The organism is Ruegeria sp. YTSC230 (assembly GCF_059609665.1).
The window spans coordinates 25239-47172 of the sequence record NZ_JBXWMC010000011.1 but is presented as its reverse complement, the minus strand read 5'-3'; the positions used below and the strand labels follow the sequence as shown (position 1 = coordinate 47172).

Below are 21934 nucleotides of genomic sequence, written 5' to 3'. Positions count from 1 at the left end.
GTCCCCATAAGCGCGCCACCGTAGCGCAAAGCGAGTGAGGGACAGCATGCAAACCATCAAAGCCGCCGTTTGCCGGGCGTTCGGTGAACCTCTGGTCATCGAAGATATTCAGATCGCGCCGCCCAAATCAGATGAGGTCGAGGTGACACTGGATGCGGTGGCAATTTGCCATTCGGACATTTCATTTGCCGGTGGTGCGTGGGGCGGGCATCTTCCTGCTGTCTACGGGCACGAAGCTGCGGGCATTATCACTGCGGTCGGCGACTCGGCAGGTGAGTTTCAGGTTGGGGACCCGGTTGTCGTTACCCTGATCCGGGCATGTGGCTCGTGCCCCTCTTGCGCGGGGGGGAAACCAACTGTTTGCGAAACGCCTTATGACAAGGTCAACGGGCCGTTGCGCACAGCAGATGGTGGACCACTGGAGCAGGCTATGGCCTGTGGTGCCTTTGCCGAAAAGGTTGTGGTCAGCCACCGACAGATCGTCAAAATTCCGCCGTCGATGCCCAAAGACGTCGCCAGCCTGCTGTCCTGCGGAGTGATCACGGGCGTCGGCGCCGCCGTCAATGCCGCCGGGCTGCGGCCCGGACAGGACGTGGTGGTGATCGGTGCCGGAGGTGTCGGGCTGAACGCAATTCAGGGCGCCCGCATCGCCGGTGCACGCCGTATTGTGGCCGTGGACATGACCGAAGAGAAGCTGACCATTGCCAAGGAATTCGGCGCGACCCACGGCGTTTTAGCCGATCAGAAAGCGCCCTGGAAGGCCGCCTACAAGGCGCTTGGGGGTCGCGGCGCAGATGCCGTTTTGATCACCGTCGGCGCGATTCCTGCCTACGACCAAGCCCCTCGTTACTTGGGTCCGGGTGGTAAGGCGGTAATGATCGGGATGCCGCACTCCGGGGATATGGCAAGCTACGAGCCGGTAGTTCTGGCCGCGCTGGGTCAGGGTTTGATCGGATCAAAAATGGGCGATGTTGTCATCCAGCGGGATATTCCGTGGATGATCGACCTTTATGATCAGGGACGGCTGAAACTGGATGAACTGATCTCGGGCCGGTGGTCGCTGTCGCAGATCAACGAAGCGATCGAAGACACCAAAACCGGATCCGCCAAGCGTAACGTGATCGTTTTCGACAGGGATTAACCCGGCAGGACAGGAGACCACCTGATGAAGCTGCAAGACCTCGATATCATTGTCACCGCCCCTCCTGCGCCCGGATGGGGCGGGCGGTATTGGATTCTGGTCAAAGTCACGACCGATACTGGGATCACGGGCTGGGGTGAATGTTATGCATCCTCAGTTGGCCCCGAGGCGATGCGCCATGTCATTCGGGACGTGTTTGAACGGCACATGCTGGGCGAGAACCCCGAAAACGTTGAGCTGATGTTCCGCCGCGCCTACTCCAGCGGATTTACACAGCGTCCCGATCTGACGGTGATGGGCGCCTTTTCCGGATTGGAAATCGCGTGTTGGGATATTCTGGGCAAAGATCGCGATCGCCCGGTCTACGCCTTGCTGGGCGGATTGGTGAACGAACGCATAAGGGCCTACACCTATCTGTACCCCCTGCCCCAACATAACCTGAACGATTTCTGGACGTCGCCTGAACAAGCGGGCGAATGTGCCGCCGAAATGGTCCAGCGCGGGTTCACAGCCGTCAAGTTTGACCCCGCCGGGCCCTACACTGTTCGGGGCGGGCACATGCCTGCGATGTCCGATATCTCGATGTCTGTTGCGTTCTGCAAAGCGATCCGAGAGGCCGTGGGCGACAAAGCCGATCTGCTGTTCGGCACCCACGGCCAGTTCAACACCGCGGGCGCAATCCGATTGGGTCAGGCGCTTGAACCCTATTCACCGCTTTGGTTCGAAGAACCGACACCTCCGGACATGATTGAAGATATGGCTCGTGTCGCGCGGAACGTTCGGATCCCGGTCGCGACCGGTGAACGCATGACCACCAAAGCCGAATTCGCGGCCGTTTTACGGGCTAGGGCGGCGGAAATCCTCCAACCGGCGCTGGGTCGTGCTGGCGGAATTTGGGAGATGAAGAAAGTCGCGGCCATCGCCGAAGTCTTCAACGCCCAGATGGCCCCACATTTGTACGCGGGTCCGGTTGAATGGGCCGCGAATATCCATCTGGCCGCGTCCATCCCCAACCTGCTGCTGCTTGAGACCATAGACACGCCGTTTCACGATCAACTCATCAACGGCTCATTGCAGGTTGAGGCCGGATTTGTCCCCGCGCCGACCGCACCGGGCCTGGGGATTGAGGTGAACGAAGACCTTGCACGGGCGCACCCTTTTAACGGTGATGGCCTGCATCTGCAGATGCAGGAAGAGCCCTGTGATTACGTGAACGGAAACGCCTTTCAAGGTGGTGCCCCTGCAACCGAGGGGTGACAACTCAATAGGTCTTGGGGCACATTGACCCAACCCATAGGTGTTAAACAGGCAACGCGTGACACTTGAAGACGACCAAACCGAACAAACCGAAGCTGCGCTATCTGAAATGAAAGAAAGCGCGGCTCGAGCCTCTGCGTTTCTGAAAACGCTCGCGCATGAGGGTCGGTTGATGATTTTGTGCCATCTGGCCGACGGCGAAAAATCCGTGGGTGAATTGGAGGCCTTGTTGCGTATCCGTCAGGCTGCGGTCAGTCAGATGCTGGCGCGCCTGCGCGCTGAAAACATTGTTGCAACGCGCAGGGACGGAAAATCCATCTATTACTCGCTGAACAACGACGGCGCGGCGCAGGTGATCGCTGTACTTTACGACATGTTCTGCAGCCCCGAAAGCGAATAACCCTTAGTTCGATACATAGCCCGCGATCACCTGCAACAGTTTGAACGCGGTTGCGGCGTCGTTTTCGACCACGGCCAGGAATTCCTCTTCACCAATACGCAGGCACGACAGTTCCGTCTCGGCGATCATGCTCAGCGCTCGAGGTTCCTTGCGGATCAGGCCCAACTCTCCGACCAGGGCACCGGGGCCGACCGTGGCAATCAACTGATCCACTCCGTCAGTTTGCGGAAGGTACAACCCGGCCTCCCCGTCCAGCACCACATAGGCACCGTCGGTTGGCTGATCGTCTTTAAGGAAAACAACCTCTCCTGCTTTGGCATCGAACCAGCGCGCGCCAAAGGCCAGCAGGCGCAGCTGTCGGCGGTCCAGCCCGGAAAACAGCGGTGTCTGTTCCAGCGCGCGCAGCTTGCGCGAAAGGTCAGCCGAGGCGGCACTGTCTTCTTCCACGTCCGCAGGTCCTTCATCCGAGACGACCCGACCTTGCCTGATTTCCACATACATGTCGAACACGCTCGGGTTTTCGAACTGGTCGTTCAGGTAGATCACCGTGGTATCCGGCAGCAGAGCGCGTAGATTTTTGTACACGGCCACTTTCGAGGCCATGTCATAACTGGCCAACGCGTCCTCAAGAATCAGAATATCCGGTTTCTTGATCGTCGCGCGCGTAAAAGACAGAGGTTCAGCAAAGACCGCTGGCAGGTTTTGACCACCCAGCGCCACCGGCACGTCATAGATCAGCTCAACCACCAACGGGCGCGCACCGTTTTCGCTCAATACATCCACGATCAGTTTGCGCGCCTCGTCCGAACGGGCGCCGCCGATCTGACTGACCTTTCCAAACAGGGCGTTCTCAAGAACTGTCAATCCGGGCGCGAATTTTGATTTGTCCAAGGGCACAAATACATCCAGCAACCGCTCCAGCAGCTTTTCGGAATGGCTATGTCGCAGCTCAAGGATGCGGTCCTTGAGGTCGTCGGTGAAGGCTGGTCCGATCTGTTCCGCCGAAATCACAAACGGAACGGCCAGCAGGTTTGCCAACTGTTCATCATTCAGCCCCGATACGCCCTCGTTCCGGGTCTTTTCGACAAGCTCGACCGCAGCCTCGTACGTTTGCGCCTCTAGTCCCAGTTTGCGAAACAGCGGGTGATCGGTGCCGTCCAGGCCGAAAATCTGGCGCAGCATCTCAATCACATCGCGTGTCAGGCTCACCAGTGTCTCGTCCAAACCAAATTCGCGCAACTGCTCAAGGAACACGGTCTGCTGCGCCAAAAGCTCTTGTGTGACGGGGACTTTGGGGGTGGCAAACAACAAGTTCTCCGCAACCGGCAAGGCAGGGTTATAGCGATTGCGGTCAAAGATCAGGGCCTGTTGCTCTAGCCCTGTTGCTTTCACCGCATCCTGAACCAAAGGTCGCAGTTCGACCAGTTTGTCGGCCAGCTCGGGATGCTCGGCGGCATCGAAGACCTGTTCGGCCCCGCGCAAAAACAGTGTCGCGCCGGAACCCATCCCGTCAATCAGTTTCAACCACCAGTCGCGCACCTCTTCAGCGCTGTCTAATCCCGCAGTCGTCGGGTCCAGCCAGTTTGCCTTGAAGGGGTCCGGGCTATTGCCGGCCCGCAACGTCTCATCATATCCGGGGTCGTTTGTTTCGGATGTCTGTGGCTTGAACCGCATCGGCATCATGACGTTGTCGCCCAGCGTACCCTGGAACATTACGGGTCGTGACGAAGCATACCCAATACGGGCGGCCACAACGCTTTGATGCAGCTCTGACAAACGGATTTCACCGATCCGAACCCGGCCCGAGCTGGGCAGAATTTCCCGCGTCAGCAACTCTGCCATAGCGCGGCGATCTTCTTCGCTGGGGGCCGCGATCCCGATGATTTTCCCGCTGGGAAAGGACAGGTCCAAATCATCCAGAACCTGGTTACCGTCCATATCGCGGACCGAGACATGGTCGAGCACGATGTCACCGTTCAGCCTTGGCGTGGCCTCGGGTTCGCCATCGAACAGTTTTTCGTCATGCATTCCGGAAGGTGCAAACCGTTCCGTCACCACGTCCCAGCGCAGCGACATGTCCTGTGTCTGGTTATAATAGGTCAGCAGTTCCTTCCACGGTGAGCTGAGATCCTTATACGCAGCCAGGGCCGCAACCAGCGCACCAAGCGAAACCGACCCCTGCAGGACCAGAAGACCGCCAACCAAATAGAACAGGAACGGTGTCATCTGCGAGATGAAGTTGTTTATGAATTTCATAAAGAACTTCTTCTGGTAGATCTCGAACCGGATACCAAAAAGGCGCCCCAGCTGCTCAGACACCATCGCCCGGCGGTATCGCCACCCACCATTGGCACGCAACGTAGACGCGCCCGCCGCGTTCTCGCCGATTTGGGCGGCCAGCAGGCGAACCTCTTGAATGCGTTTTTTGTTCAGAAGGTTGATCTGACGCTGCAGTTTCGGAATCAGCCAGGCTTGCAGAGGGATCAGCGCGACTGCCGCCAGCCCAAACCAGAAGCTTTGCAGAAAAAGGAAGGACAGGATGGTGATCATCTGACCCGCCTGCAAAACCGGTTGGCTGATCGCGTCCCCCATGAGCCCGCCCATCGGCTCGCTTTCGGCGGTGACCATCGACACCAGCTCACCTTGGCTGACGCGTTCGAAATAGGGTTGCGGGAAACGCAACGCGCGGCTGATCAGCACGTACCGGAACCGGCGCAACATACGCTCGCTCAGCACGCCTTTCATTGTGTTGATGCGCATTTTCATCAGGCCATGCGCCAGCACCGCGATCAGAAACGCGATACACAGAATGATGAGGAATGTCGTCTGAGGTAGGCTATGACCCCAGACATCTACAACCGGGCTGGCCGCGCCAATCGCATCGTTGATGATGCGTTTGGGCAATTCGAGCGTCAGATAAAGTAGTGGAAACAACGTCGAGGTCACGGCCAGCAGAATCAACTGGTCGCGTTTCGAGTATTTCCAAATAAACTGGAAAATTGAACGTTCTATGGAACCTGCCCCTACTAAGGATCACTGAAACGATCTTGACGAAAGTGTCGTAAACCCAACACTCTGAATTTACCTTAGTCCAGCCAAAAGAGGCAAATAGTTTCCAATTTGATCAGTTAATTGCCGAGTGTGAACAAGTTCATTTGCGCAACCACAGATTAGTGCCTAGACTCTGTCTGGGACGATATCGGGAGGACTCATTTGACTGCCAGTATAGGCGCAGTGCTATTGATGCTCTGCTTGTTGCAGATCAAACATATGTTTGCGGATTTTTTTCTCCAGACTCCGAAAATGTTGGCAGGGCGCGGTGAGTATTTTCACGTGGGCCGTGCGCAGCATGCGGGCGTGCATGTCATCGGGTCAGTGATTGTCTTTTTGATTTTTGGCGCGCCGTGGTCGTTTATTTTGATCATTGCTGCACTGGAATGGGTTATTCACTTCAATATTGATTTCGCCAAAGCCAGCTATTCGGACAAAAAGCAACTGATGCCGACGCAAGCCGCGTTTTGGCGGGCTGCGGGTCTGGACCAGTGCCTGCACAACCTGACATACATCGCCATGGTCTGGGCCTGGGCTGAATTCGCGACCTGATCAGCGATTGCCTCAGGCGACATTTTCCAGGGATTGCGGACAATACGCGTCTAGCCACATTCGATCCAATTGGTCGATTCTAGCGGCGTCGAAACGTTCTTCTTCCTCCCAATAGCGACCAGACGAAACGAAGTAATTCAACTGTGCCTCTGCCTGCAGTGCCGCTTGCATACCCTTTGTCGAAAGCAGCCTGTCAGACATTAGGGTGTCAGTCGTCACCGAAGGAAAGACCAGCCGGCTTTCACCCTGCGACAGTCGAACCACGCGGCAGTTCTGCGCGGCACCGAACAAAGCCAACCGGGCGGATTTTGCCTCGAGCGATCGCAGCGTCACATCAGCGCGCAAAGGGTCGGCTGCTCCGTTGCCGTAAAAATGGGTCTTGCCGGAACTCGGGTAAATCATGTCACAGCCAAAAAAGGCCAAGACGGCTGGCTGCAGCGCGGCCAAGGCCCAGTAGCCCGCCGTAAACGCCATCGTGCCACCGGCATAAACAAATCCGCCAAACTTGTTTTGATGCGGAACGTATTCATCCGCCTCGACGATGCTTTGGCTGCGGACCAGTTCGTCCGGGCGATTGCAGATAGGGAAGTCCTCGGGATGGATGAGGAAATCCCAATCGTCGCGGATACGCCAGGCGTTGTTGATTGCAACGATGTGGGTAAACGGATCCCGCGACCACTCCCGAGCTGCAGCGGCGGCCGGTGCACTTCCAAGTATCAAAACGCGATGCATCGGTTCGGCCATTCTGGGCCCTGCCCTTTTTCCAGTTCCCCGGAAGGATAGAGCGTTTTTTTTCCTTAACTACCCCAGTACAGAAAAACTGCTTTCTTCGTTGATCGGGCGCTTGCGGGAATAGAACCCCACATCAATGCTCCGCCCGATATAGGGAAGTTCGTATTGCAGCGGCTGCGCATCGTGATCCGCGCCCCCTTCACAATACGCGATCAGGGCCGTCATCATCTTGCCTGCGATCGGCGCGTTCTTGTACTGGTTCCCACTGGTCCCGCAGGCCATGTAGAACCCCGGCAGGCTGGATTTGTCATAGATCGGAATCCAGTCTGTGGATGCGTCATACAGGTCCACAACTCCGCGCGTTTTGGACGGGATGCCAAGACTTGGGACGCGCTGCGCGTATCGCATGGCCTGCGTTGTCCACTGGTCGGTGAAGTCGTGGTTGTAATCCACATCATCCTCGCACCACTGATGCGGGTCACATTCCGGATCTTCCGAGCCAACCAGAATGTGGTTGCCGTGCTCGGGTCGACAGTAGCAGGCAATATCGCTGTCCGAGACAATCGTTCCGTCGTTTTCGAAATCAAACCCCTCGGGTGCGGGGACGTGCACAACCTCTTGCCGCAAGGGGCGGGTTTCGATCGTCATGTCGTCCAGAACACCCGCCATCTTGTTGATGATCGCCGAGCCGGGGCCCGCGACGTTCACGACGACTTTTGCGTGGATTTCTTCGCCCGAGGCAAGTTTGACACCCGAAACCCGACCGTCGCTGGACAATATCTCGACCACTTCGGCACCAGTGCGCACTTCTGCGCCATGCAGCTTGGCAGCATCCATCAAGTTCTGCGCGGACAAAGCCGGGTCGGTGACGTATCCCGCCTGCGGCCAGAACACACCGCCTTGCATCTTGCGCCCGTTCGGGTGCCCGAATTCCGGATCATCCATACTGCGCGCCGGCGCGAAACTGTCCTGCGAGTAGATCGGCAGGCGCTCACTGACTTTATCAGGTGACCATTCTTCGAACGGGCAATCCAGATCGGCGCTGTTCTTCATGTGCTTGTCAAGCAAGCCATTGGCATCGGTCTTCATCACCAGACAGCCGGTCTCGCGAAATTGCGCCAGATTAGCATCCTCGGGCAGGCCGAGGTAGTCGGCCCAATCGCGCCAATAGTGGTAACCTTCCCACGCAAACGCCGTTCCATCGAAGGTCGAATAGTGCATCCGAATAATAGCACATGACCCCGCGGTCGAACCGTGGCCAACCTGACTGTTTCGGTCCAGCGACAGGGTTTTCCAGCCTGCTTTGGCCATTTCAAAGGCGATGGCCGCGCCGATCACACCTGTTCCGATGATGATTGCGTCAGGTTGACTCATGAGGCTTCTCCCTTCCAATAGCGCATTGAATAGGCGCTGAATTCTTCGACTTCTTCGGGCTTGGGCTCAACCCCGGTGAAGACATAAAGGTAATGCGGAACCATTGCGATCCGCGTGGACATTGGCTCGTTCAGCTGCGCCAGATCATAACCGATTTGCATATAATACAGCACGCGGGCACGCGTTTCGGCTTCGACCTCGGAATAGCCGTACCGCGCGAACATGGCGTGAAGCGCTTCGAGCCTGCGCGCATCCGATTGATCAAGCGCCCGGCGTACTTTCCCCGACTTGCGCGCCCAATCCCGGACGGCAAAATCCAACGCGGTATCGAACAGTTCAGTATTCACCACGCAACGATGCACGTTGCAAACGGCTGCGGTTATCGTATCCGCCGGGGCCTTGGCCTGCGCGACCAAAGCCGCTGTATTCGTCGCATGCCAGCGCGCCAGCAGGGCGTCCAAAAGCTCTTGCCGGGATTTGAAATACCAATAGAAGGACGACCGCGACACGGCCATTCGTTCAGCCAGGTTCAGGACCTTGATTTGGTCCACACCGTCCGAGATCAGGACATCCATAGCCACGTTCAGCCAGTCGTCACGCGTGACCTTGATATTGCCGACCAAAGGCTCGGCTTCGGGGTCGTCCCTGTGCAGGATGGGCTTGGTACTCATTCAACTCTCCGGCGGAGCGCCGCCCGCAGCGGTGCGGCGCGCAACGAACTCGTGCAAGGCACCCATGCGGGCGCTGTCACATGAAGGCGCTTTGAAGTCAGACAGAATACTCTTCCAAACTGCGGTCGCGCGATGATTGGCATCCATCGATCCGCGCTCTGTCCAGGTTCCGAAATTGGCATAATCATGCAGATGCGGTTCGTAGAATTCGGTGTTGTACCGCTCCATCGTCTGGCTTGAGGCAAAGAAGTGCCCGCTGGGTTCGACTTCGCTCAGCGCGGTGTCGAAACCGATCTCAACTTTGCCCGCCTGCGCCCCCGCGCACAGTTCGGCGACCATGTTCAGGACCTCGGCGTCACAGATCATTTTCTCAAAAGAAACGGTCAAGCCACCCTCCAGCCAACCGGCCGAGTGAATGATTACCGTCGCCCCTGCCATCAGACAGCCCCAAAGACCAAACTGGTTTTCATTCGCCGCCTGTACATCGTTGATGTTCGACGCTGATCCGGCAGCTGACCGCCAAGGCAGCCCAAGGTGCCGCGCCAACTGGCCTGCGGCAAGCGAGGCTTGGAAATGTGACGGCGTACCAAATGCAGGCGCACCCGATTTCATGTCCACGTTGCTGGTGAACGTGCCATAACACACCGGCGCACCCGGCTTGGTCAGCTGTGTCAGCGTCAGCGCCGCTAACGCCTCAGCATGTGAAAGCGTTATTGCCCCGGCCACTGTAATCGGGGCCATCGCGCCCATCAGGGTGAACGGCGTGATGATCGACATCTGTCCATTGCGGGCGAAATCTATCAGCCCTTGCGCCATCGGTATGTCCAGCGTGCGCGGGCTGTTCGTATTGATGATCGTGTAGCAATGTGCGCCCGCCTGAAATGCATCATCTGACAGGCCCCGCGCGATGGACAGCATTTCAAAGCAATCCATCACCTGCGGCGTTCCGCGAGAGAAGAAAAACGGGAACTTGTCCGTAAGTTCCATCTGCGCCTTCGTCGTGAAATAGTGGCGCAGATGGGTCGGCACGTCCTGCGGTTCGACCTGAGGCGAGATCATCTGGAACACATCAAAATGATGCGTAAGCTTTAGGAACTCCAGATAATCCTGCCCTGTGGCGGGACGGCGGCCGCGTTCAAGATCTGTCGCGTTCGGTGCCCCTGCCCCCGGTTGAAACACCAGACTACCTAGCTCAAGGGTGAAGTCTCTGCGTCGCGCGCCTGCATGGCACGCTATCGACTTTGGTGCTGATGCGACGGCGGCTTCAACAATGTCGCGGCCGATGAAGACCATCTCGGTATCTTCATCCACCCGCGCGCCCGCTTTCGCAAAGAGACGCCGGGCTTCCGGAAGCAGGCATTTGACGCCCAACTCCTGAAGTGCTCGCAAGGCCGTTTCGTGCATATCCGCAATCTGGTCAGCCGGGAACACCTCCATCAATGGGAAGGGATTCTTTAACTGGCGATAATTCACGTCCCGACTGGGCGCAGAGGCGGCCTCGGCGCTTCGCCCGCGCCGTCGTCGCCCGCGTTCGGATGTTTGTCCGATCATGCTTAGCCCCTCATCGCTTTGCCCTGCGGGTCGTAAGGTGAAGGCGCGACTACCCGCGCGGGCCTCTCAACACCAACCACGTGGACCGAAAGCTCTGTTCCGGGCGCGGCCTTGTCGCGGTTGACCAACGCCATTGCCAGTGACTTCCCAGTGTAGTGCCCGTACCCTCCCGACGTTACAAAGCCCACGCGCTCACCGCCCGCCCAAACGGGTTCGTAACCGCTTGCGTCCGCGTCATCGGCGTCCACTTCCAGTGTCACCTGTATCTGCGCCGGACCGTTTCCGTCGCGCTCGGCCACAGCGGCCTCTTTGCCGACAAAATTCTTGTCCCAATCGATCCATCGATCCATGCCTGTCATTCCCGGCGTGTAAAGCTGCGTGAACTCTGCCGACCAGATGCCAAAACTCTTTTCAAGCCGCGTTGACAGCATCGCGTTGAAACCGCACTCGCGAATGCCCTCTTCGGCACCGGCCTCCAGCAACATGCGGCGCAGCTTGATGTGGTCACCGTAGCGGCAGTTGATCTCATACCCTTTCTCGCCGGTCACCGACATACGGGCGACGCGCGCGCGGACCAACCCGATGTCAAAATCTCCACAGCCCATGAATTTCAGACCCGAGATGTCCTGTTCAGCTAACTTTTCGACCACGGCTTGCGACTTGGGACCAACCACCGCGAACCCGCAATATTCCTCGCCCAGATCCCGGACATTAACGCCGTCGATCATGTGATCGTCAAACCAGCGCATGTGCCACGCCCGCAAGTAGTAGCTGCCCATGATCCACCAGGTTCCGTAGCCCCAGTTGAGCACCGTAAGATCTCCTTTGAGCCGCCCGTTCTCACCCAGCATCGGCGCCAGCTTCGCCCGACCGGGCGCTGGCAGTTTTGAGGCCATGACTTTGTCCAGCCAAACCTCAGCATTCGGGCCACTGACCTCAAACCGGGAGAATCCCGAGATATCCATCAAGCCGACGCCTTCGCGGATTACCTTGCATTCGTCAGCTACGATATCGTGCGCATTCGACCGCTTGAGCGTCGGTGTTTCCTCGAACCCTTTCGGTGCAAAATACAGCGGCACTTCAAGATCCCAGCTGACGCCCCATTTACATCCCGCATCCGTCATCGCGTCATGCGCTGGGGCCATTTTTAGCGGCCGCCCCGCGGGCAGTTGCTCGTTCGGGTAGGTCATTACAAAGCGGCGGGAATAAAACTGGCCCGTGGTTTCACGGATATACCGCTTGTTCTGCGCAAAATCGCCAAAGCGCGCCACGTCCATCGGCCAAGCATCCGCCTCGGGCTCGCCATGGATCATCCATTCAGCCAGCGTCTTGCCGACACCGCCGCCCTGCAGAAAGCCTGCCATGACAGCACAGGCTGACCAATAGCCGCGCTTGCCGGGAACCGGGCCGACCAACGGGTTTCCGTCGGGCGCAAAGGTGAAAGCACCGTTTACCCATGTCTTGATGCCTACGTTCTGGATCGACGGATAGCGTTCAAAGCCAAGCGTCAGCTCATTCTCGATCCGGTCGAGCTGTTCCTGAAACAGCTCCTCACCATAATTCCAAGGCGCACCGTCCATGGCCCAGTGTTCGTGATCGACCTCATAAATGCCAACCAGAACGCCTTTCTGATCCTGCCGCATATAGGTGAACCCTTCGAGGTCGACGGTCATCGGCATTTCGAATTCGGCTTCAGCGACCTCGGGGACTGTGTCGGTGATCAGGTAGTGGTGTTTCAGAGGAGACACCGGCAACTCCACCCCCGCCATACGCCCTACTTGCTTGGCCCAAAGGCCAGCGGCGTTAACCACGTGTTCGCAAGTGATCGTGCCCTTGTCGGTAATGACCTGCCAGCCATCATCGGTCTGGATCAGTTCTTCGACCTTAGTTTCTTCGTAATACTCCGCGCCCCGCTTTTTCGCCGCTGTCGCATAGGCCTGTACCGTGCCAGTCGTGTCGATATACCCCTCGCGGTCTGCCCACATCGCGCCCAAAACGCCGTCGGTCGACATGATCGGGCAGCGCCGTTGCGCCTCCTCCGGGCTCAGCAATTCGCAGTCATCAATGCCGATAGACTGGAAGATGCGGTAATTCGCCTGCAGCCATTCCCACCGTTCGGGCGTTCCGGCCAACGTCAGGCCACCGGTCATGTGCAAGCCGATATTCTGACCCGATTCCTTTTCTATCTCGCTGAGCAGGTCGATAGTATAGGCTTGCAGGGATGCCATGTTCGGGTCGGCATTCAGCGCATGGATACCGCCGGCCGCGTGCCAGGACGAGCCAGACGCCAGCCGCCGCCGTTCCAGCATAACCACATCCGACCAGCCAAACTTGGCCAGATGATACAGAACCGAGGCACCCACTACGCCGCCCCCGATAACCACAACGCGATACTGAGATTTCATCCTGCGCTCCCCTGCATGATTAAGGAAGGACGCTAGCGGCACTGTTCACTTCTGTCTAGACATTTCTGTACAGTTCTGCGCTAGCGAAGAAACGGCCTCGGATCAGCAGTTTCTAGAGCTGTGCGCTGGGACGGGATGCGACCTTGTCGAACCATGCCAAAGTGGCGGTATTTTCTTGTGGAATCCGCTTCTTGATCACGCGGGCAAAATCCACAAAAACAAATGTGGAGATGTCCGCCAGAGTGAAGTCGGCACCTGCGATAAACGCGCTTTCGCCCAGCCGCTGTTCGAGCAGCGAAAAGAAATGATCAACCCGCGCGGACCCTCGCTGAGCCAGTTCCGGGACTTGCGGGTGGTTCACCGGCCCCGGAATCGCCCTGTCGGCAAAGGCTGGATGAGTATTGCGCAACGCTTCGGCCACAGGCGCGCCGCCCTGTTGCTCAACGATGCTGTTCCACATCAGAACCTGCCCCTTTTCATCCGGAGTGCGGCCCATCAAAGGTGGCTCAGGAAACCGCGCCTCAAGATAGGCGGCGATCCCGAGATTCTCGGTTAGCGTGCTGCCCTCATCCGTCACCAGCACCGGAACCGTTGCATTGGGGTTCACCGCGCGAAAGTCGTCACTGAGTTGTTCACCTTTGCCGATCGATATTTCTCGGGTTTCGATATCCAAACCCTTTTCGGCAATGAACATGCGCGCCCGCCGCGGGTTGGGGGCCGTGGAACAATCATAAAAAAGCATCGGACTCTCCTGTCTGATCAGCGGCGGTAGATGAAACAGCGCCCCTCGACGGCCCCTTCAGGAAGGGAAACTTCGGTCAAGGTATCGAAATACATCCGGTCGCTGGACACCATCAAACCACCGTCGGCCAATAGCGGCTCGATCAATGGTGAGACAAATCTGGCGAAGTCGTCGTTCTTTTTGCGGTTGTGGCCGCCCAGATCCGCGTGGATCAGACTGGCCGTGGCTCCGAACCGATCCACCGAGGCCGGTAGTGTTTCTCGCACATCCCCCAAAATCACCCGATCTGCGGGCGGCGTGGAATCCGGATGCGACGCCACGGCGCGCTCGAACACATAAACAGGTCGACCTGAAATATACTGCACCATGTGATGATAGGTGCGCCCGTTGCCCAACCCCAGTTCGAACACTGGCCCAGGCATTCCTTTGGTTTCAGAGATGGCGAAATCCAGACAGGCCCGTTGGGACACCATACGGTCGATGAACAGATCCAGGCGGCTTTGGTTGTCGGGCACGGGGAAATCTCTCCTTGATATCAGTCAGCTCATGATTTGGGGCCGACACCGCATGTGATGACAAATCCTCAAGGATTTGTGTAGGTAAATTGGCCTAAGTTTCACATTTTCGCGACAATTCGGCCCAAGAACGGGTTTGACTACACAGGCACAACCGCGCGAGACTAAGTCAAAAAACACAGGGAGTTGAATACGCCGATGTCGAACCACGGACGAACGGGTGGAAAACCCGCATGACTGCGTTGTTGTCCGTCAGAGACCTCAGCATCGGTTTTGGTGCGGGCGACTCAGTCGTCAAAGGTGTCAACTTTGATGTCGAGGCTGGGCAGACATTGGCTCTGGTCGGTGAATCCGGATCGGGAAAAACCATCTCGTGCCGGGCGGCCTTGCGTATTCTGCCACGTGCCGCGCAAATCCGCAGTGGCACGATAACCCTGAACGATTCAAAAGGCTTCGAGGATCTGACCAAGATCAGCGAACGCCAGATGCGCGACATTCGCGGCAATCGGGTTTCGATGATTTTTCAAGAACCGATGCGATCACTATCCCCGTTGCACAAGATCGGCAATCAGGTCAGCGAGGTCTTGTGGCTGCATCGGAGCGCGTCCGAGGCGCAAGCCCGCAAAGAGGTCCTGACCCAATTCGAACGCGTGGGCTTTCCTGATCCGCAGCGCGCTTATGATTCTTACCCGTTCGAGTTGTCGGGCGGCATGCGCCAGCGCGCCATGATTGCGATGGCAATGGTTTCCAAGCCGGAACTGCTGATCGCGGATGAGCCAACGACCGCGCTGGACGTAACGACACAAGCGCAAGTGCTTGGTCTGATCAAAGAACTACAGCGCGAGACAGGAATGGCTCTGATCCTTGTGACGCACGATCTTGGTGTGGTTGCCAATATGGCAGAACAGGTCGTTGTTATGCACAAGGGTCGCGTGATGGAGGCAGGGGCAGCCGCCCCGATCCTAAGCGCCCCGGCGCACCCCTACACACAACAATTGTTCAACGCGGCCCCTGCAATTCCCGACGAAGATTCGGTCGGGCTGCCTATGCCGGATGATGACCTCATTCTACAGATGAAGGGGGTGTCCAAGACTTACACTATGCGGTCCAGCAGGGGCTGGCAGGGGGACAAGCTGATCCATGCCTGCCGAGGTGTGGATCTGAAATTAGCCCGCGGCAAAACACTGGCAATCGTCGGCGAAAGTGGCTCGGGCAAAACAACGGCCGCGCGGATCGCCCTTGGCGCGGAACTGCCCGATCCGGGTGGCGAGGTTCTGTTTCGCACCTCGCCAGGCGAAGACCCGATCACCGTGCACCACATGAACCGCTCTCAGCGCACGGCCTTTCAACGCAAGGCGCAGATGGTGTTTCAGGATCCGTACAGCTCTCTCAGCCCACGGATGCGCATTCAGGACGCTCTGACCGAACCATTGGAAATCCACTCCATTGGTTCGACCGCCGAACAGCGGGACAAAGCGGTCGAGATGCTGCAGCGCGTCGGACTGAATGGTGATATGCTCAAACGCTATCCCCATGCCTTTTCCGGCGGACAGCGGCAACGCCTGTCGATTGCGCGGGCGATGATGCTGGACCCGCAGCTGATTGTCTGTGACGAGCCGACATCGGCACTGGATGTATCGGTTCAGGAACAGATCCTGACCTTGCTGGAAAACCTGCAGGACCGGTTGAACCTGTCCTACCTGTTCATCTCGCACGACCTTGCGGTTGTGGCGCGCATTGCCGACGAAGTGGCCGTGATGCGCCGGGGTCTTGTCGTCGAACAGGCCCCGCCCGAGACACTGTTTTATAACCCCCGACACCCTTACACCAAGGCGCTGATTGCCGCCCAACCAGAACCCGACATCAACCGGCCCATCGACCTTAAACTGGTTGCGTTGGGCGCTGGTTCACCAGACAGTTGGGATGACACCTTCCGATTTACGGACTCCGTGATACCCTCACTGGTAGAGATGGAGCCCGGCCATAAGGTACGATGCCATGTTTAAAACCACTCGCCCGCTCATTCTGGCTGCCACGTTGGTCGCCACTTTGGTCCTGCCCGCCACTGCAGGAACACCGACCCCTCAGGAAAGCGAATTCTGGCAAGCCGAGGTCAGCGCCGGGAATCTGCCGCCGGTCGCAGAGCGCCTACCGGCCGAACCTTTGATCGTGGATCTGGCAGCCAAAGGCCGCGAGTTTGGTGCCCCCGGTGGTACCCTGCGCACCATGGTGACCCGGTCAAAAGACATCCGCCAGATGGTCGTCTACGGGTATGCGCGATTGGTTGGGTTTGACGAAAACTACGACATCGTCCCTGATCTTCTGGAGTCCTATGAAAACGAAGGTAATCGAAAGTTCACACTGCATCTGCGTGACGGCCACAAGTGGTCCGATGGATCGCCGTTCACATCCGAAGACTTTCGTTATTGGTGGGAAGACGTTGCCAACAATGAAATGCTCAGCCCTTCTGGCCCACCTGACTTCCTGATTGTTGAAGGTAAAACGCCAACCGTGACCTTCCCGGATGAGACAACTATTGTCTTTGAGTGGGAAAACCCAAATCCTGATTTCCTGCAGTCGCTGGCCCAAGCGCGCCCGCCATTCATCTACCGGCCGTCTGAATTCCTCAAACAGTATCACGAGAAGTTCGCAGATGCTGAAGACCTCGCCTTTCAGGTTGAAGACGCACGGGTCAAAAGCTGGGCGGCGCTGCACAACAAGCTGGACAACCTCTACAAGTTCGACAACCACGAACTCCCGACGCTGCAGCCTTGGCTGAATGCAAGTTCGGGCAAGAAGATCCGCCACAATTTCGTTCGCAACCCTTATTATCACCGCATCGATTCCAACGGCGTTCAGTTGCCCTATATCGACATCGTCGAGATGGAAATCGTCGCTGCTGGCTTGGTCGCGGCCAAGACCAATGCTGGCGAAACTGATCTGCAGGGGCGCGGTCTGGCGTTTCGCGATGCATCTATCTTGAAAAAGGGCGAAGCCGGTGGAGACTACAAAACTCTGCTGTGGAAGACCGGTGTCGCATCGCAAATCGCGATCTACCCGAACCTGAACTACTCGGATGAAGTTTGGCGCGACGTTCTGCGCGATGTTCGTGTTCGCCGGGCGCTGTCCCTGGCCATCGACCGCAAAACCATCAATCAAGCGCTCTATTTCAAACTGGCCCATCCCGGTGCGATGTCCGTTTTACCCGCGTCTCCGTTCTATGACGAGGAAAACGCAAAAGCCTGGGCGCAGTATGACGTTGAGATGGCCAACGCCCTCCTGGACGAAGCTGGCCTGGCCGAGCGCGATAAAAACGGCATTCGCCTGCTGCCGGATGGGCGCCCGATGGAACTGATCATCGAAACCGCAGGAGAGCGGCAAGAGGTTGAGAACGCGCTTCAGATCGTCACGGATACGTGGCGCGAAATTGGTGTGGACCTGATCATGCGCCCACTGGACCGGGACATTCTGCGCAACCGCGTTTTTGCAGGTAACACCATGGCCTCAGTTTGGTTTGGCTGGGATGACGGTATCCCGCAGGCGCACACTTCCCCTGCTTATTTGGCACCTACGGATCAGGTGTTTCTGGCCTGGCCCAAATGGGGACAATTTTACCAAACCGGCGGCGATGTTGGTGAAGCGCCTGACATGCCCGAGGCTGAACGTCTAATGCAGCTGGCCCATGATTGGGAGGTAGCTACCACCGACGAAGAGCGTTCGGCAGTCTGGTCAGAAATGCTGAACATCCACGCTGATCAGCTTTTCGCCATCGGAATTCTGAACGGCGCGCCGCAGCCCATCGTAGTGTCCAACCGTCTGCGCAACGTGCCCGAGCAGGGCATGTGGGCGTGGGAGCCCGGCGCACATTTTGGCATTCACCGCCCCGACGAATTCTTTTTCGCCGACTAATCAGGAGCAGCTAAATGGTAATGCTGCGCTATGCGGTGTATCGCTTTTTCACGATGCTGCTGACTTTGCTGGTGGTGTCGGTTCTGATCTTCGTGATCATCAACCTGCCCCCCGGCGATTATCTGAGCAATCAGATCGCGGAATTGCAGGCCTCGGGCCAATCTGCCGGGGTCGCCAAGGCTGAATTCCTGCGCGCGGAATACGCCCTGGATCGCCCCATATGGGAACAGTACCTGGTCTGGATGGGCTTCTGGCCCGGACCGCACGGGTTTGAGGGCCTTCTTCAGGGCAACTACGGCTGGTCTTTTGAATTCGACCGTCCTGTGGCCGAGATCGTTGGCGATACCCTATGGCTGACTGTTGTGGTCAACCTGGCCGCTATCCTGTTCGTTTATGCCGTTGCCCTGCCGCTGGGCGTCCTCGCCGCAGCAAAATCGCGAACCTGGATTGACTATACGTCGGCCTTTGTTGGCTATCTTGGTTTGGCGACGCCCAACTTCCTGCTGGCACTGATCCTGTTCTATTACGGACACCGCTACTTCAACCTGCCCATCGGCGGCCTGATGGACCCATCCTTCGAAGGTCAGCCGATGAGCTGGGAAAAGCTGAAGTCCATTCTTGTCCACCTGATCGTGCCGACTTTCGTCATTGGCACATCTGGCGCCTCTGCCATGATGCAGCGCCTGCGTGCGAACATGCTGGATGAACTGGGCAAACCTTATGTGGAAACGGCCATTGCCAAGGGTATGGCACCATCGCGAATGCTGACAAAGTACCCGCTGCGCGTGGCGTTCAACCCATTTGTTGCAGATATCGGGAACTTGCTGCCGTCGATGGTATCCGGGTCGGTACTGGTCTCAGTCGTGCTTGGTCTGCAAACCATCGGCCCGACCTTGCTGACCGCACTCAAAACCCAGGACCAATTTCTGTCCGCCTTCATTCTGATGTTCGTGGCCTTGCTGACCCTGATCGGCACCATGATCTCTGATATCTTGCTGGTCATGTTGGACCCGCGCATTCGGTACGAGGGGCGTGAAGCGTGACCAAACACACCGACGGTCGCTTTGTCGACGATGCACCTTTCGACGCGGATGCCGCTCTGCAACAGTTAGAGCGCGCAGATCTGGACGCACCCAACTGGGTTCTGGTCTGGCGCAAGTTCAAAACCCATAAGCTGGGTTTGATTTCAGGCGTTTTCCTACTGTTCTGCTACCTGATGCTGCCCTTCGCTGGTTTCATCGCCCCCTATGGCCCGAATGAACGAAACGGCGAACACCTTTACGCCCCACCACAAAGCATCAATTGGTTCCACGATGGCTCCTTCATTGGCCCGTATGTCTATCCGATCGTGGCCGAAGCTGATCTTGAGACCTTTCAATGGAAATTTGTGCCCGACACGGAAGACCCTCGCCCGATCCGCTTTTTCTGCGAGGGGACCGAGTACAGGCTTGCAGGTCTTGTGAAATCAGACACCCACCTGTTCTGCGCGCCAGAGGGCGCAACGCTGTTCCTATGGGGATCCGATCGTTTGGGCCGCGATGTGTTCAGCCGCATTCTATATGGCGCGCAGCTGTCGCTGACGGTCGGCCTGATCGGGATTTCGGTATCGTTCACCCTTGGCATCTTTTTTGGATCAATCGCCGGGTATTTCGGCGGCAAGATCGATTGGGTCATCAACCGCGTGATCGAGGTCTTGCGCTCGCTACCTGAACTGCCGCTCTGGCTTGCCCTATCGGCGGCGGTGCCCTCAAACTGGAGCCCGGTTGCTGTTTTCTTCATCATCTCGATCATCCTCGGGATTCTCGATTGGCCCGGCCTCGCCCGTTCGGTACGCGCGAAATTCCTGTCCCTAAGGGAAGAGGAATACGTCCGCGCCGCCGAGATGATGGGCGCAAGCTCGGGTCGTGTCATTCGCAAGCACCTGCTGCCGAACTTCATGTCTCACCTGATCGCCTCGGCCACATTGTCGATACCGGCCATGATCCTCGGGGAAACCGCGCTCAGCTTCCTGGGCCTTGGCTTGCGGGCCCCGGCCGTCAGCTGGGGTGTAATGCTGAACGACGCGCAGAACCTGGCCTCGATCGAGATCTACCCCTGGACGGCAATCCCGATGCTGCCGATCATTGTTATTGTGCTGGCCTTCAATTTCCTGGGTGACGGGCTGCGTGACAGTCTGGATCCATACCAGCAATGAGCTTGATTTCAGCCCTTCCTGCAACCGACGGATACCGCAAAACGGGCACCGGGGCTTGGTCCAGCGTCTACGCGGTATCTGAACTGGCGACAGCAACATTTGGCGCGGTGGGTCAGGAACTGGCTCGTCTGATGACGGCGCTGAACCTGTCGCCCAGTGCGCCGGATGTGTCTGTGGATCACCGGCTGGCCTCGCTTTGGTATCAATATTCCTTCAAGCCCAATGGTTGGGAGATGCCTAGTCTCTGGGATGCGGTCGCGGGGGATTACCAGACTGCAGATGGTTGGATCAGGCTGCACACCAACCTGCCTCGCCACCGGGCGGCGGCACTAAAAGTTCTTGAAGTCAAAGCAGATCGGGACGCGGTCTCTCAGGCGGTGCGGCGATGGTCCGCCAGCGAGCTGGAATCGGCAATCGTGGCCCAGGGTGGCGTTTCCGCAGCCATGCGCAGCCGGGCAGTGTGGTTAGAGCATCCGCAAGGTCGGGCCGTGTCCCGCGATCCACTGATCGGTTGGCACAGCCCGCGACAGATCAAACTACGAGATCGATCCGAGGCCACGGCTGAGCGCCCTTTGGCAGGGCTGCGCGTCCTCGACCTGACGCGCGTGCTGGCTGGGCCGGTTTCAACGCGAACCCTCGCCGGTTTTGGTGCTGACGTTCTGCGTGTCGACCCGCTCGGTTGGGACGAGCCCGGTGTCATACCCGACATCTCATTGGGTAAATCCTGCACTTACCTCGATCTGAAATCGCCGTCTGGTTTGGAAAAGCTGCAAGAGTTATTTTCTCAGGCCGATGTGTTCGTCCACGGGTATCGCCCCGGTGCTTTGGATGCGCTCGGCCTGACAAGGGCCAAGCGCGATGAATTGGCCCCAAACCGGGTCGAAGTCACATTAGACGCTTATGGCTGGCAAGGCCCATGGGCCGCGCGGCGCGGGTTCGACAGCCTCGTTCAAATGAGCGCGGGTATAGCGGATGCAGGCCGTGACTGGGCAAATGCGGATAAACCAACACCATTGCCGGTTCAGGCGCTGGATCATGCAACCGGCTATCTGATGGCCGCCGCCGTGCTGTCCGCCTTGGCCGAGGCCGCCGCGGGGAACGCGATCATGCTGGGTCAACTCTCTCTCGCACGCACGGCCGAGTTGTTGGCCATTCTCGGCAAGTCCGACACGAAAGAGGTCATCACCGGCGCCAGTCCGTCAGACTACAGCCAAGCTCTAGAAGAATCAGGCTGGGGCTCCGGTCACCGCCTGAAACCCGCTCTGACCGTTGGCGACGCCAAGATGTTCTGGGACAAGCCTGCACCTAAACTAGGCACGTCGGCTCCGGTCTGGGCCACGGCCATCACCTGAGCCAATCGCCACGCGGTACGCGCGGCCCGGCCCAACGCTTTGGGTCTCGTCTTGCCAGAGACGTCACCCAAAGGGGCGGGAGACCTCC

Annotated in this window: 17 protein-coding genes; 9 read left to right on the top strand and 8 right to left on the bottom strand. The window is 58.0% G+C overall.

Features of this window, described 5'->3' with window-relative positions; translation table 11 throughout:
* The first annotated feature begins 46 nt into the window (after positions 1-46).
* The 3 genes from AC2FD9_RS19535 to AC2FD9_RS19525 all read left to right on the top strand — a co-directional run bounded on the left by AC2FD9_RS19535 (position 47) and on the right by AC2FD9_RS19525 (position 2798).
* Complete coding sequence (locus AC2FD9_RS19535; RefSeq protein ID WP_058273144.1) at positions 47-1141, top strand: Zn-dependent alcohol dehydrogenase; 1095 nt, start codon at positions 47-49, stop codon at positions 1139-1141.
* 24 nt (positions 1142-1165) lie between these two features.
* Entirely contained in the window at positions 1166-2398 is a 1233-nt protein-coding gene (locus AC2FD9_RS19530) for a mandelate racemase/muconate lactonizing enzyme family protein (RefSeq protein ID WP_496838479.1), read from the top strand.
* A 109-nt stretch (positions 2399-2507) separates the two neighbouring features.
* The gene (locus AC2FD9_RS19525; protein WP_282170800.1) at positions 2508-2798 is read left to right on the top strand and encodes an ArsR/SmtB family transcription factor; all 291 of its coding nucleotides are present in this window, start codon (positions 2508-2510) and stop codon (positions 2796-2798) included.
* 3 nt (positions 2799-2801) lie between these two features.
* Here the strand turns inward: AC2FD9_RS19525 and AC2FD9_RS19520 are convergent, their stop codons facing one another.
* Positions 2802-5798 carry a cyclic nucleotide-binding domain-containing protein gene (locus tag AC2FD9_RS19520; RefSeq protein ID WP_496838562.1) on the bottom strand — a complete coding sequence of 999 codons (2997 nt, stop codon included), beginning with the start codon at positions 5796-5798 and terminating at the stop codon, positions 2802-2804.
* A gap of 243 nt (positions 5799-6041) precedes the next feature.
* Here AC2FD9_RS19520 and AC2FD9_RS19515 point away from each other — a divergent pair, with 243 nt between their 5' ends.
* Positions 6042-6401 (top strand): DUF3307 domain-containing protein, encoded by a 360-nt coding sequence (locus AC2FD9_RS19515; protein WP_432653534.1) that lies wholly within the window; start codon positions 6042-6044, stop codon positions 6399-6401.
* 12 nt (positions 6402-6413) lie between these two features.
* Here the strand turns inward: AC2FD9_RS19515 and AC2FD9_RS19510 are convergent, their stop codons facing one another.
* From AC2FD9_RS19510 to AC2FD9_RS19480, 7 genes are all read right to left on the bottom strand, one after another.
* Complete coding sequence (locus AC2FD9_RS19510; protein WP_282170727.1) at positions 6414-7145, bottom strand: hypothetical protein; 732 nt, start codon at positions 7143-7145, stop codon at positions 6414-6416.
* A 57-nt stretch (positions 7146-7202) separates the two neighbouring features.
* Positions 7203-8507, bottom strand: a complete 1305-nt coding sequence (locus AC2FD9_RS19505) for an NAD(P)/FAD-dependent oxidoreductase (protein ID WP_282170726.1) — start codon at positions 8505-8507, stop codon at positions 7203-7205.
* A complete protein-coding gene (locus tag AC2FD9_RS19500) occupies positions 8504-9178 on the bottom strand; it encodes a TetR/AcrR family transcriptional regulator (RefSeq protein ID WP_108860933.1) in 675 nt (224 codons plus the stop codon). Before AC2FD9_RS19500 ends, AC2FD9_RS19505 begins: the two co-directional genes overlap by 4 nt.
* Positions 9179-10729, bottom strand: a complete 1551-nt coding sequence (locus AC2FD9_RS19495) for a trimethylamine methyltransferase family protein (RefSeq protein WP_496838477.1) — start codon at positions 10727-10729, stop codon at positions 9179-9181. It abuts the gene before it with no gap.
* Positions 10730-10731: 2 nt separating this feature from the next.
* Positions 10732-13134 carry a GcvT family protein gene (locus AC2FD9_RS19490; protein ID WP_496838476.1) on the bottom strand — a complete coding sequence of 801 codons (2403 nt, stop codon included), beginning with the start codon at positions 13132-13134 and terminating at the stop codon, positions 10732-10734.
* Positions 13135-13246: 112 nt separating this feature from the next.
* Complete coding sequence (locus tag AC2FD9_RS19485; RefSeq protein ID WP_282170722.1) at positions 13247-13876, bottom strand: glutathione S-transferase family protein; 630 nt, start codon at positions 13874-13876, stop codon at positions 13247-13249.
* Positions 13877-13893: 17 nt separating this feature from the next.
* Positions 13894-14391 carry a class I SAM-dependent methyltransferase gene (locus tag AC2FD9_RS19480; protein WP_282170721.1) on the bottom strand — a complete coding sequence of 166 codons (498 nt, stop codon included), beginning with the start codon at positions 14389-14391 and terminating at the stop codon, positions 13894-13896.
* Between the two features lie 233 nt (positions 14392-14624).
* Here AC2FD9_RS19480 and AC2FD9_RS19475 point away from each other — a divergent pair, with 233 nt between their 5' ends.
* The 5 genes from AC2FD9_RS19475 to AC2FD9_RS19455 are packed head-to-tail and all read left to right on the top strand — an operon-like array spanning position 14625 to position 21846.
* Positions 14625-16397: an ABC transporter ATP-binding protein gene (locus tag AC2FD9_RS19475; protein WP_282170720.1), complete on the top strand. Its 1773-nt coding sequence runs from the start codon at positions 14625-14627 to the stop codon at positions 16395-16397.
* Positions 16390-18300 (top strand): ABC transporter substrate-binding protein, encoded by a 1911-nt coding sequence (locus tag AC2FD9_RS19470; protein ID WP_282170719.1) that lies wholly within the window; start codon positions 16390-16392, stop codon positions 18298-18300. Before AC2FD9_RS19475 ends, AC2FD9_RS19470 begins: the two co-directional genes overlap by 8 nt.
* 14 nt (positions 18301-18314) lie before the next feature.
* Positions 18315-19343 carry an ABC transporter permease gene (locus AC2FD9_RS19465; protein WP_108860926.1) on the top strand — a complete coding sequence of 343 codons (1029 nt, stop codon included), beginning with the start codon at positions 18315-18317 and terminating at the stop codon, positions 19341-19343.
* Complete coding sequence (locus AC2FD9_RS19460; protein ID WP_058279438.1) at positions 19340-20494, top strand: ABC transporter permease; 1155 nt, start codon at positions 19340-19342, stop codon at positions 20492-20494. Before AC2FD9_RS19465 ends, AC2FD9_RS19460 begins: the two co-directional genes overlap by 4 nt.
* Complete coding sequence (locus tag AC2FD9_RS19455) at positions 20491-21846, top strand: CoA transferase (protein WP_496838473.1); 1356 nt, start codon at positions 20491-20493, stop codon at positions 21844-21846. The genes AC2FD9_RS19460 and AC2FD9_RS19455 overlap by 4 nt, the downstream gene beginning before the upstream one ends.
* Positions 21847-21934: the final 88 nt, after the last annotated feature.